At 64.9% G+C, this 11872-nt stretch carries 8 protein-coding genes, 1 tRNA gene and 2 pseudogenes; 8 read left to right on the top strand and 3 right to left on the bottom strand.

Going from position 1 to position 11872, the window contains the following annotated elements:
• Positions 1-12 precede the first annotated feature (12 nt).
• A complete protein-coding gene (locus ACCQ03_RS08495; protein ID WP_209227768.1) occupies positions 13-627 on the top strand; it encodes a DUF1294 domain-containing protein in 615 nt (204 codons plus the stop codon).
• Positions 628-700: 73 nt separating this feature from the next.
• Here the strand turns inward: ACCQ03_RS08495 and cydC are convergent, their stop codons facing one another.
• The gene (gene cydC / locus ACCQ03_RS08500; protein WP_057678282.1) at positions 701-2386 is read right to left on the bottom strand and encodes a thiol reductant ABC exporter subunit CydC; all 1686 of its coding nucleotides are present in this window, start codon (positions 2384-2386) and stop codon (positions 701-703) included.
• Positions 2383-4119 carry a thiol reductant ABC exporter subunit CydD gene (gene cydD, locus ACCQ03_RS08505; RefSeq protein WP_209227766.1) on the bottom strand — a complete coding sequence of 579 codons (1737 nt, stop codon included), beginning with the start codon at positions 4117-4119 and terminating at the stop codon, positions 2383-2385. Before cydD ends, cydC begins: the two co-directional genes overlap by 4 nt.
• A 151-nt stretch (positions 4120-4270) precedes the next feature.
• Between cydD and ACCQ03_RS08510 the strand changes: the two are divergent.
• The 7 genes and pseudogenes from ACCQ03_RS08510 to ACCQ03_RS08540 all read left to right on the top strand — a co-directional run.
• Positions 4271-4840, top strand: a pseudogene (locus ACCQ03_RS08510) (cytochrome ubiquinol oxidase subunit I); the annotation flags it as partial.
• 66 nt (positions 4841-4906) lie between these two features.
• On the top strand, positions 4907-5878 hold the full coding sequence (locus ACCQ03_RS08515) for an IS5 family transposase (RefSeq protein WP_150147813.1): 972 nt from the start codon (positions 4907-4909) through the stop codon (positions 5876-5878).
• A gap of 125 nt (positions 5879-6003) precedes the next feature.
• Positions 6004-7074 (top strand): annotated as a pseudogene (locus ACCQ03_RS08520) (cytochrome ubiquinol oxidase subunit I); the annotation flags it as partial.
• 16 nt (positions 7075-7090) lie between these two features.
• On the top strand, positions 7091-8242 hold the full coding sequence (cydB, locus tag ACCQ03_RS08525) for a cytochrome d ubiquinol oxidase subunit II (protein ID WP_057678285.1): 1152 nt from the start codon (positions 7091-7093) through the stop codon (positions 8240-8242).
• Between the two features lie 88 nt (positions 8243-8330).
• Positions 8331-8441 carry a cytochrome bd-I oxidase subunit CydX gene (gene cydX, locus ACCQ03_RS08530; protein ID WP_008573380.1) on the top strand — a complete coding sequence of 37 codons (111 nt, stop codon included), beginning with the start codon at positions 8331-8333 and terminating at the stop codon, positions 8439-8441.
• A 59-nt stretch (positions 8442-8500) separates the two neighbouring features.
• Positions 8501-8577, top strand: a tRNA-Pro gene (locus ACCQ03_RS08535).
• Between the two features lie 83 nt (positions 8578-8660).
• Positions 8661-9926, top strand: coding sequence for a CynX/NimT family MFS transporter (locus ACCQ03_RS08540; protein ID WP_081023102.1), 1266 nt, complete (start codon positions 8661-8663; stop codon positions 9924-9926).
• Here ACCQ03_RS08540 and ACCQ03_RS08545 read toward each other — a convergent pair.
• On the bottom strand, positions 9907-11820 hold the full coding sequence (locus ACCQ03_RS08545; RefSeq protein WP_209226833.1) for a CocE/NonD family hydrolase: 1914 nt from the start codon (positions 11818-11820) through the stop codon (positions 9907-9909). The genes ACCQ03_RS08540 and ACCQ03_RS08545 overlap by 20 nt on opposite strands.
• Between the last annotated feature and the right edge of the window lie 52 nt (positions 11821-11872).

Genomic DNA, 11872 nt, shown 5'->3' on the forward strand with positions numbered 1-11872 from the left:
GGAGCAACGCGAATGCGCTATCAGGGACGTCTCAGCGACTGGAATGATCACAAGGGCTTTGGCTTCGTCACGCCCAATGGTGGTGGCGACCGCGCATTCGTCCATATCAGCGCGTTTGCACAGCAGACCCGTCGCCCGCGCGACGGGGAGATCATCACCTACGCGATCGAACGCGATGCGCACAAGCGCCTGAATGCCACGCAAGTGCGGTGGGCAGACCGTACCACCGCCGCCAGAGCCGAACAGCGTCGCAGCGGGTTGCCACGCAAGACGCTGGCTGCGGTATCGATGCTCGCCTTGGCGGCGGCCACGCTGATGCACGTGATACCGATGCTCGTACCGCTCTGGTACGCGGCGGCCAGCCTGCTCACACTGTTGATCTATGCGATGGACAAATCGGCTGCGCAACGCAATCAATGGCGCATACCCGAATCCAGCTTGCACCTGCTGGCGCTGATCGGTGGCTGGCCAGGTGCATTGCTGGCGCAGGAAATCTACCGGCACAAATGCAGCAAGGCGGCGTTCCAGATGACGTTCTGGATCACGGTTGCGTTAAATGTCAGCGCACTGGTGCTCGCGATGACCGAGACCGATCTGATGGCCGCGCTTCCGGTGCTATTCGATTGAACGCGATCAACAACGTGTGGCCGGGGTGATCAACGCTCATCCCGTGACAACCTTCGAGAAACGCAGCCATTGGCTATGCGTCTTGATCGAGCAACTCCAGCTTTCCCTCACGCATCCGGTAATGCCGCTGCACCACGCCGGGCGGTAACGCGTCGTGGGTGATCATCACCAGCGAGCGTTCGCCCAGTGCAGCGGCCAGGTCGAGCAGCAGCGCGTCGGCGGTATCCACGTCCAGACCGTCGGTGGGTTCGTCGAGCAATAGGATCGGGGCATCGCGCAGCAGTGCCCGCGCCAGGGCGAGCCGGCGCGCCTGGCCGGCGGACAGCGTGGCGCCGTTTTCGCCAACCCAGGTGTCCAGGCCGTTGTTCGCGCTGGCCCACGCGCCCAGGCGCACTTGTTCGAGTACCCGCCACAACGCGGCATCGTCGGCAGCAGGGTCGCCGATGAGCAGGTTGTCGCGCACGCTGCCGGCAAATACCGGCGCATTCTGCGGCAGCCAGGCGATACGCTGGTGCCATTGCGCCTGTGCGACGTGGCGCAGGTCGATGCCCGCATAGCGCAGCTGCCCGGCCTGCGGATCCCACAGGCGCAGTATCAACGCCGACAATGTACTTTTACCGCTGCCGCTATCGCCGCTGATGGCAATGCGCTCGCCCGGCGCCAGGGTGAGATCGAGCGCATGCAGTACCGGGCGCACGCTACCGGGCCAGGCAAACGACACCTGCTGCAATTGCAGCGTGCCGGTGCGCGGGGCATCGATCGCGCGCGCCGGATCGCTCACCGACGGCGCTTGGTCGACGATGGCCTGCAGGCGCCCGGCGGCAACGCGCGCACTTTGCAGCGCCTGCAAGGCCAGCCCGGCACCGGCCCAGACTTCCAGCAACGCCATGGTCAAAAACACCAACCCTGCAGCACGCTCGGCGCCGATCAGCCCGCGCTCGGCCGCACCAAGCGCCAGCCACAGCATGCCGGCCAGCCCCAGCCCGCCGCAGAGCGCATGCAGCAGGTTGTCGGTGATCAGCCGTCTGCGCTGGATGCGATCGCCACCGGTCACGGCGGCGGCCGCGGCGTCGCTGCGCTGCAGCCAGGCGCCCTGCGCGTCGATCGCAGCAAGGTCGGCTGCGCCCTCCAGCCCTTCGAAGGCTTGTGTACGCAAGTCGGTTCGCTGCTGTGCACGCAACTGCTCGCGCTGTGAGCCGCCGCGTGCCACCTGCCACGGCACCAGCCCACCGATCAGCACGCCAAGTACCAGCAACACGCATGCAGCGGGAAGATAGATCAGTGCAGCGGCGACCACACCGCCTAACCAGATGCCGAGCAACGCAGCCAGCGGTGCCAATGCGCGCACGCTGAGGCCATCGACCTCGCCGATGTCGGACATCAGCCGCGCCAGCAGATCACCGGTCCGGGTGGCCGACAATCGCCCAGGCGCCAGCGGCAAGGCGCGGCGAAAGAACCACACCCGCAGATCGCGTGCGATGCGCAAGGTGGCATCGTGCCCGATCAACTTTTCGGCATAACGCGACACGATACGCGCGAAGGTCAAGGCGCGAATGCCGGCCGACGGGGAGAAGAAATTGAAGCCGGCCCCCATGCCGGCAACGCCTGCCAGCGCAGCGGCGGTCAGGAAGCTGCCGGACAAGCCCAGCAGGCCGACACCGGCAAGCATGGTGACCAGCACCAGCCCTGCCGACAGCAGCAGGCGCCAGGCATGCAGACCAAACACATCGCGCAGACGCTCGGGCTGGGAGCGGCTCATAGTGCCTGCACCGTGACCGGCGCGCCGCGCAGATCGATGACCGTGTCGGCCCAACGCATCACCGCAGCGCTGTGCGTCGCCAGAACGACCGCACGGCCGCGCGCAAAGATGCCCAGCGTACGCAGCAATTCCGCTTCGGTATCCGGGTCGAGAAAGGCGGTGGGTTCGTCCAGCAGCAACACATCCGGCTCGCGCAACAACAGCCGCGCCAACGCCACGCGGCGGGCTTCGCCACCGGACAAACCGAAGCCACGCTCGCCGATCACCGTGTCCAGGCCGGCCGGCAAGTGCGCGGTAAAGCGCAGCACTTGGGCCGCCTCGGCCACCGCGTGCAGGCGCGTATCGCTGGCCTGCGGGTCGGCCAGGCGCAGGTTGTCGGCAATGCTGGCCTGAAACAGATAGGGGCGCTGCGTGGCATATCCGATGCGCGCACCCGGGCGCACGGCGACGCTGCCCGCCTCGGGTGCAAGCCAACCGGCGAGCCCTTCCAGCAGCGTGCTCTTGCCGCTACCGCTGGCACCGATCACCGCAACGCGCTGCCCGGGCTCCAGCGTCAGCGCAAACTCCCTGACCACCAGCTGCGGCGCGCCGGCAGGACGCAGCGCCAATCCGCGTGCCTGCAACAAGGGCGCATGCGCTTGTGCCGGCTCCAGGGCACGTGCGGGGAGCGCCGCGATCTGCGCAGCGGCAGGCGGCTGGAAGCCCTGCAGCAATCGCTCGGCCTCGGCGACTGCAGCCAAGGCGTTTGCGCGGTCATGGTAGTGCGCGGCCAAGCGCCGCAGCGGTGCGAAGAATTCCGGCGCCAGCAGGAGGCAGAACATGCCCGCACCCAGCGATGGCAGACCGTGCAGATGGAGCATGCCCAGATAACTCAAACCGAAGTACAGCGCCACGATCGCAACGCTGACGGAGGCAAAAAATTCCAGTACGGTCGACGACAGGAATGCAATGCGCAACACGTTCAGCGAGCGCTCGCGCTCGCCCTCGGCAGCGGCGGCAATGCCCTGCAGTTCGGCCTGGCCGCGGCCGTATACGCGCAGCAACCCCAGTCCTTTGAGTCGATCGGCAAAATGCCCGCCCATGCGCGCCAACTCGCCGAGTTGTTCGCGCCCTGCGGCCTCGGCGCCCCACCCCACCAGCATCATGAAGAACGGAATCAGCGGCGCGGTGAGCAGCAACACCAGCCCGACCACCCAATCGACGTAAAACACCGCGATCAGGATCAGCGGCGGCACCAGCAACATTTCGATACGAGCAAGCTGATAGCCGACGAAATAGCCTTCCAGCGCATCGGTATGCGCCAGGCTCAATTCGCCCAGTTCGCCGCTGCGCTGCCGGCGCAGCCATAGCGGCCCGTGCTGCACCAGGCGTCGCGCAATACGCGCGCGCAGTTCGCGTTTGGCCACGTCGGCCACTTCACCGGTCAACGATTGCGCCCAGGCGTTGAGGAGCGCGCGCCCGATCAGCGCAACCAGCAATCCGGCGCCCACGTTGCGCAATTGCGCCAATGCCAGGTGCTGCACCAGCACCGCCTGTACCAGCCAGGCGATCGCAGCCGATTGCGCAAGCAGCAGCACACCCGACAACGCCACCGCCACGCCGGCAAGCCGACGCGCGCGCGTGGCCGATGCGGCCAGCGCATCCAGCCAGTGGCCGCGTTGACGGCGCTGGGCTGGCGTTTCGCTGGCTTGCACGCTGGGCTGGCTCACGTCGCTCTTCTGAAGACTGCGCATTGCACGCGATTGTAAGTCGCCGCCTCCCGGTGGGGGATAGACAGTGTGACGCACCTGTTCAGCGCCGCATTGATTTGGATCAACGCGGCCGGCGCGCTGGCGGCAGATGATCGCCACATTCCTTACCGACCCTCAACCAGGCCCTCCCGCCATGATCGACTCGACAGTTGTCGAACTGTCGCGGCTGCAGTTCGCAGTCACCGCGATGTACCACTTCATCTTTCCGCCGCTCACCATGGGCCTGTCGTTCCTGCTGGGCATCATGGAAAGCGTCTACGTCATGACCGGCAAGCAGATCTGGCGGCGCATGACCATGTTCTGGGGTGTGCTGTTCGGCATCAACTTCGCCATGGGCGTCGGCACCGGCATCGTGATGGAATTCGAGTTCGGCATGAACTGGTCGTACTACAGCCATTACGTGGGCGACATCTTCGGCGCGCCGCTGGCGATCGAAGGGCTGATGGCGTTCTTTCTGGAAGCCACGTTTTTGGGCCTGTTCTTCCTTGGCTGGAATCGCCTGAGCAAGGTGCAGCACCTGATCACCACCTGGCTGGTGGCGCTGGGCAGCAACTTCTCGGCGTTATGGATCCTGATCGCCAATGGCTGGATGCAGAATCCGGCCGGCGCGGTGTTCAACCCCGACACCATGCGCATGGAAGTGGTGGACTTCGTGGCGGTGCTGTTCAACCCGGTGGCGCAAGCCAAGTTCGTGCATACCGTTAGGGAAACTCTGAACAATCCATCGTGATCTGCCACAATCGATCAACGACCCGAGTAGACGATTTCGATGCAGCTGACCTTCGGCGACGCGGAGTACAACGGCAAGCGCAAGCGGACGCGGCGTGAGGTGTTCTTGGCCGAGATGGACCAGGTCGTGCCGTGGAAGGACCTGCTGGCGCTGATCGAGCCGCACTACCCGAAGTCGGGGCAGCCGGGGCGACAGCCGTATCGGCTGGAGACCATGCTGCGCATCCACTTTTTGCAGCAGTGGTATGCACTGAGCGATCCATCGGCGGAAGAAGCGCTGTACGACACGGTGTCGATGCGCCGTTTCGCCAAGATCGGCGGGCTGGATGAGGTGCCGGACGAGACGACGATTCTCAACTTCCGCCATCTGTTGGAGCAGCACGATTTGGCGCGCAAGCTGTTCAATCGGGTCAACGCGCACCTGTCGCGCAAGGGGCAGAGCTTGCGCGGCGGGACGATCGTGGACGCCACGATCATCGCTGCGCCCAGCTCGACCAAGAACAAGGATGGCGAGCGCGATCCGGAGATGCACCAAACCAAGAAGGGCAACCAGTACTACTTCGGGATGAAGGCGCACATCGGGGTGGACGATGACTCCGGGCTGGTGCACCACGTGGAGTGCACGGCGGCCAACGTGGCCGATATCACACAAGCGCACAAGCTGCTGCACGGCAAGGAGGACACGCTGTGCGCGGACAGCGGCTACACCGGGCTTGAGAAACGCGAGGAGATGAAGCGCAAGCGCAAACTGCGCTACCTGATCGCGGAGAAGCCCTCGAAGCTGAAGCAGATTAAGAACAAGCGCGAACTGAAGTTGGCCAAGCGCTGGGAGCACACAAAAGCCAGCCTGCGTGCAAAGGTGGAACACCCGTTTCGGGTGATCAAGCGCCAGTTTGGCTACGTCAAGGTGCGCTATCGCGGTTTGGCGAAGAACACCGCACAGATGCTGATGCTGTTTGCGCTGTCGAATCTGTGGCTGAAGCGCAAAGAGTTCATTACCGCCGCGGGGTAGGTGCGCCCGTAATCGGGACGATACCCCGAAAAAGCGCCAAAAACGGCGAAAAACCGAGGATCTGAGCGCGGTCACCGCGACCGATATGGCTTACCACATCCTCCGATCGCGTTGTTCAGACCTTCCTTAGTGCGGGCTACGTGCTGGGCGCGGTCTTCGTGATGTCGATCAGTGCGTTTTACCTGTTGCGCGGCAAGCATATTGAAATGGCACGGCGTTCGTTTGCGGTGGCTGCAGCGTTTGGCCTGCTGTCGTCGCTGTCGGTGGTGGTGCTGGGCGACGAGAGCGGCTACGCCGCCAGCGAACACCAGAAGATGAAACTGGCGGCCATCGAAGCGATGTGGGAAACCGAAGCTGCGCCGGCCGATTTCACAGCGTTCGGCATTCCGAACCAGACCACCCATCGCAACGATTACGCCATCAAGATTCCGTACCTGATGGGCTTGATCGCCACGCGTTCGCTGGATGAGCCAGTTCCAGGCATTCTCGAACTGGTCGGCCGTGCCGAACACCGCATCCGCGGTGGTCAGATCGCCTACGGCGCACTGCAACGCATCCGTGCCGACAAGAACGACGCCCAAGCGCGCAAGGTCTTCGATGCGCATTGGCAGGACCTGGGCCACGGCCTGCTGCTCAAGCGCTACCGCGACGATATCGGCAATGCCACACCGGAGCAGATTGCCCAGGCTGCGATGGACACCGTGCCGCGCGTGCTGCCGCTGTTCTGGACCTTCCGCATCATGGCCGCCATCGGCATGTATCTCATCGTGTTTTTCGCTGTCGCCTTCTGGTTTGCCTGCAAGCACAACTTCCAGGAAAAACGCTGGTTCCTGAGCTTGGCCCTGTGGACGCTGCCGCTGCCGTGGATCGCGATCGAATGCGGCTGGTTCGTGGCCGAATACGGCCGCCAGCCCTGGGCGGTGGAAGGCGTGTTGCCCACCTTCTACGCCGCCTCGGGGCTGGATCTGTACGAGATCGTGATGACGCTGGTGGGCTTCACCGCGCTGTACACCACGCTGCTGGTAATTGCGATCAAGTTGTCGCTGAAGACCATCAACAAGGGCCCGGAGATGCTGTTCCCGACAATGCTGCCCAACGCATTGCCTGTCGCCCCACCCGAGCATGCCCGGCAAGACCACGCCACCTCGCCTCACGCACCGCTGAGTTCCGGTGCCGTGGCCGGCAGCGCACCGTAAGCGAAGGAGAGACATCATGGATTTCGTATTGCTCGATTACACAACCCTGCGCGTGATCTGGTGGCTGCTGCTCGGTGTACTGCTGTCCGGTTACGCGGTGATGGGCGGCTTCGATCTGGGCGTGGGCGCACTGCTGCCGTTCGTCGCCAACAACGATGCCGAACGCCGGCTGGTGATCAACACCGTCGGCCCGGTCTGGGAAGGCAACCAGGTGTGGTTGATCCTGGGCGGCGGCGCGATCTTTGCCGCGTTCCCACCGTTGTATGCAGTGAGTTTCTCCGGGTTCTATCTGGCGATGTTCCTGATCCTGTTCGCGCTGATCCTGCGCCCGGTCGGTTTCAAGTTCCGCGGCAAACTGGTGAGTCCGCGCTGGCGCAGCAACTGGGACTGGGCGTTGTTCGTCGGCGGTTTCATTCCGGCACTGATCATGGGCGTGGCGGTCGGCAACGTGCTGCTGGGGGTGCCGTTCCATTTCGACGACAGCATGCGCACGTTCTATACCGGCAACCTGTTGGGGCTGCTGACGCCGTTCGCATTGCTTGCCGGCTTGCTCAGCGTGGCGATGCTGCTCGCGCATGGCGCCGCGATGCTGGTGCTCAAGACCGATGGACCGGTGGCCGAGCGCGCGGCACGTTTCGGCGCCATTGCCGCGCTGTGTGCGCTGGCACTGTTTGCAGCAGGCGGCGCGTGGGTGGCGCTGGGCCTGCCCGGCTACGCGGTGACCTCGGTGCTGGCCACCGATGCGGCCACCAACCCGCTCGGCAAGACCGCTGCGCTCACCGCCGCGGGCGGCTGGTTGCACAACTACAGCAGCATGCCGGCCACACTGATGGCGCCGCTGGTGGGCCTGGTCGGGCTTGCGATGAGCGCGGTGTGCTTACGCATGCGGCGCGGCGGCCTGGCCTTCATCGCCTCCGGCAGCGCCATCGTCGGCATCGTGTTCACGGTGGGCTTTGCGTTGTTCCCGTTCCTGCTGCCCTCTTCCACTACGCCGAGCGCGAGCCTGACAGTGTGGGATGCATCCAGCAGCCGCCTGACGTTGTGGATCATGTTATTGGCCACGGCCGTGTTCATGCCGATCGTGCTGGCGTACACCAGCTGGGTGTATCGCGTGCTCAGGGGCAAGGTCACCGACGATGCGGTCACGGCCAATCCCAACGCGTACTAAGCACCGCGGTAGCGATCGCAGTGCCTGCGCTGCCGTCGCCGCATCGCGCGTCACCATCATCTTGTTCAACGATTCGAGGAGCACACCAATGTGGTATTTCGCATGGATACTCGGCACCGGCCTGGCGGCATTGGCCGCGGTGCTCAACGGCATGTGGTTCGAAGCACGCGAGCCCGAGCGTGGCGAGCCGCCTCAGTAAAATAATTTCATCAGATGCTTGCCGATTCCCCATTCCCTATGTAACATACGCGGCTCCTTCGGGGTGTAGCTCAGTCTGGTAGAGCGCTACGTTCGGGACGTAGAGGTCGCAGGTTCGAATCCTGTCTCCCCGACCAGTTTCAAAACACAAACCGGCCTCGTGCCGGTTTTGTGTTTTCAGGCGTCGTTGCACGCAGGTGCGCGGCGCGGATGGTCTGTCATGTCTGTTGTCACTTCCGCGTCTTCTTCGTCCGCCCAGTTGCGTGGTCGCGGCCTGGTGCTGGCCGCGATCTTGCTGTCCGCATTCAACTTGCGCACCGCGGTGACGTCGCTGACGCCGCTGCTGGAACGCATTGCCGACGAGTACGCCTTCGGCGCGCCCACCATGGGCGCGCTCGGCATGTTGCCGACCGCAGCGTTCGCACTCACCGGCGTGGCAACGCCCGCGTTGCTGCGCCGTTTCGGTTTGCTGCGCGTGGCGCTGGCGTCGATGGCGTTGGCCACGCTGGGATTAGTGCTGCGCCCGCTGCTGCCGGGCACCGCCGGGTTGCTGGTCGGCTCGCTGGTGGCGTTGGCCGGGATGGGCATGGGCAACGTGGTACTGCCGCCACTGGTGAAGCGTTACTTCGGCGACCGCGTGGGCCGGGTGAGCACGCTGTACATCACCGTGCTGCAGGTCGGTACGCTGCTGCCGGCGCTGCTGGCAGTGCCGGTGGCCGATGCGCTGGGTTGGCGCAGTTCGATGGTGGCGTGGGTGCTGCCGGCCCTGCTGGCAACGGCGGCGTGGGCGCTGGTGCACGCCAACCATCGGCGCCTCCGCGCAACCGGCCCGGCACCGGTCACCCCCACGCCCGAAGCCGAAGGCCGCGTCGCCCGTACTGCGCTGGGGTGGTGCATGGCGGTGACCTTCGGCATGACCTCGCTGGTGACCTATTCCATGTTCACCTGGCTGCCGACGCTGCTGCGCGAAGCCGGTGCATCGCCTGCGTTCGGCGGCACCATGGTGGCGTTGTTCGCGGCATTGGGCATGGCCGGGGCGCTGACCATGCCGGCGCTGGCGGTGCGCATGCGCAATCCGTTTCCGATCGTACTGCTCTGCGCAGCCTGCCACCTCGTCGCGTTTGCCGGGCTGTGGTGGGCGCCGCTGGCCGCACCGGTGCTGTGGGTGACCCTGCTCGGCCTGGGGCCGAGCACGTTTCCGTTGGCATTGGTGTTGGTGAATCAGCGCAGCCGCACGGCGGCCGGTTCGGCCGCACTGTCCGGTTTCTCGCAAGGTGTGGGCTATGCGGTGAGCTGCCTGGGGCCATTCCTGTTCGGCTGGCTGCACGCGCACAGTGGCGGCTGGACCTCCCCGTTCGTGTTCCTGGTCATCTGCCTGCTGGTGCAGCTGGCCGCCGCCTGGGTGGTCTGCCGCCCGCAGCTGCTGGAAGATGCGTGGGCGCCGCCGGCACGCGGCGCCCACGCGCTCAACGTACCGGCAGAGTGATGTAGCTGGGCTGCTCGGGGGACACGTACACCCGCTGCGTGGCTTTTTGATAATCGCCAGGCTTGGCGAAGAAGATGTTGGGCACGTAGGTCTGCGGATTGCGGTCGTATAGCGGGAACAGGCTGGATTGCACCTGCACCATCACCCGGTGGCCCGGTTGGAAGGTGTGGTTGGCGGTTGGTAAGCCGAACTGGAATGCCAGCGGCTGATTGGACGCCAAGGGTTTGGGCGTGCTGAAACTCTCGCGGTAGCGGCCGCGGAAAATCGCCAACGACACCGGCAACTCGTAGCCGCCCATCTTCGGGTTCGAGGCCATCTCCTCCGGATACACGTCGATCAGCTTCACCACCCAATCGCTGTCGCTGCCGCTGGTGGAGGCCTGCAGATGCACTTCGGGCGCACCGGCGATCTGCAGTGGCTCGGTCAGCGGCTCGGTGACGAAGGTCAGCACGTCCGGGCGGCCATCGACAAAGCGCTGGTCGTGCACCAGCCAGGTGGTCCACATCGTGCGGTCGGCAAAGTCCACCGGGCGCGGCACGAACGGCACCGGCTTGGCCGGGTCGGACACGTACTCTTCAAACCCCACCTGCCCGGCCACCGGTTGCTGGAACGACAACTTGCCGCCGGCCTGCAGATACAGCGGCTTGCTGGCCGAGGCGCAGCCATTGTCGCAACTGCGCGGCCACGCCTTGAGGCGGTCCCAATGGTTCTCGCCGGTGTTGTAGATGAACACCGGCGGCGTGTCTGCCTTGGGCGCGTCATCGACCAGGTACTGGTCGAAAAACGGGCGCAGCACCTCGGAACGGAATTGGCGCGCGGTGTCGCCTTCGAAATTCAGCGCACCCAAGGCGCTACCGTCGTAGTTCACCTGACTGTGGCGCCACGGGCCCATCACCAGGTAGTTGAGGGTATTGCCCTTGTCGCGCGGCTCCATCGCCGCGTAGCTGTGGATCGCCCCCCACATGTCTTCCTGATCCCACAGGCCTTGCAGCCACATCGTGGGCACCTTCAGCGGCGTGCGCGCCATCACCTTGTCCAGCGCCTGTTCCTGCCAGAACGCGTCATAGGCGGCGTGTTCGGTGAGCTTGTGCCACCACGGCAACTGCTCCAGGCCCGCAGCCTTGGCGAAGTCGCCGGCCGAGCCGGCCTGCAGGAAATTGCTGTAGTCGTCGTGCCCCTGGCGCGCGATGCCGGCGCCCTTGCCGCGTTTGCTCAGCTGGCCGGTGAAGTAATCGAAATTGACCTGGCGGAACGCGCCGTAATTGAACCAGTCGTCGCCCATCCAGCCGTCGATCATCGGGCTTTCCGGCACCGCCACCTTCAACGCGGGATGCGGATTGGTCAGCGCCATCACCACGGTGAATCCTTCGTAGGACGAACCGATCATGCCAACCTTGCCATTGGATTCCTTGACGTTCTTCACCAGCCAGTCGATGGTGTCCCAGGCATCGGTGGCATGGTCGACCTCGCTGGAATTGAGCGGCCCACGCAGCGGGCGCGTCATCACGTAATCGCCTTCGGAACCGTACTTGCCGCGCACGTCTTGGAACACGCGGATGTAGCCGCCTTCCACGAACACGTCGTCGCCGGGCGGCAGCAGATCCTTCATATGCGGCGAGGCCAGGCGCTCGCTCCGGCCACTGGCATCGTAAGGCGTGCGCGTCAGCACGATCGGCGCGTTCCTGGCGCCCTTGGGCAGCACGATCACCGTGTGCAGCTTGACCCCATCGCGCATCGGAATCATCACCTCGCGCTTGATGTAGTCGTTGCTCGCATCGGCAGCCACGAACGGCTTGCCGGTGATGTCCGGCGTCATCGGCGAGGTTTGCGCCCAGGCGCTGCCGGTGGCGGCGGCAATGGCGGTGGCGAGCAGGCAGGCGGCAAGGCGGCGCATGGAATCTCCGGCAGCAACGGTGGGCAGGATGAACAACTGCAGCAGCGTAGGC

It is taken from the genome of Xanthomonas sp. NCPPB 3569 (genome assembly GCF_041475645.2).
Taxonomy (GTDB): domain Bacteria; phylum Pseudomonadota; class Gammaproteobacteria; order Xanthomonadales; family Xanthomonadaceae; genus Xanthomonas; species Xanthomonas phaseoli.

Bases quoted from the DNA above. Each gene is read 5' to 3' on its own strand.
- ACCQ03_RS08495 (WP_209227768.1), top strand. From the start codon at position 13: ATGCGCTATCAGGGACGTCTCAGCGACTGGAATGATCACAAGGGCTTT.
- cydC (WP_057678282.1), bottom strand. From the start codon at position 2,386: ATGAGCCGCTCCCAGCCCGAGCGTCTGCGCGATGTGTTTGGTCTGCAT.
- cydD (WP_209227766.1), bottom strand. From the start codon at position 4,119: ATGCGCAGTCTTCAGAAGAGCGACGTGAGCCAGCCCAGCGTGCAAGCC.
- ACCQ03_RS08515 (WP_150147813.1), top strand. From the start codon at position 4,907: ATGCAGCTGACCTTCGGCGACGCGGAGTACAACGGCAAGCGCAAGCGG.
- cydB (WP_057678285.1), top strand. From the start codon at position 7,091: ATGGATTTCGTATTGCTCGATTACACAACCCTGCGCGTGATCTGGTGG.
- cydX (WP_008573380.1), top strand. From the start codon at position 8,331: ATGTGGTATTTCGCATGGATACTCGGCACCGGCCTGGCGGCATTGGCC.
- ACCQ03_RS08540 (WP_081023102.1), top strand. From the start codon at position 8,661: ATGTCTGTTGTCACTTCCGCGTCTTCTTCGTCCGCCCAGTTGCGTGGT.
- ACCQ03_RS08545 (WP_209226833.1), bottom strand. From the start codon at position 11,820: ATGCGCCGCCTTGCCGCCTGCCTGCTCGCCACCGCCATTGCCGCCGCC.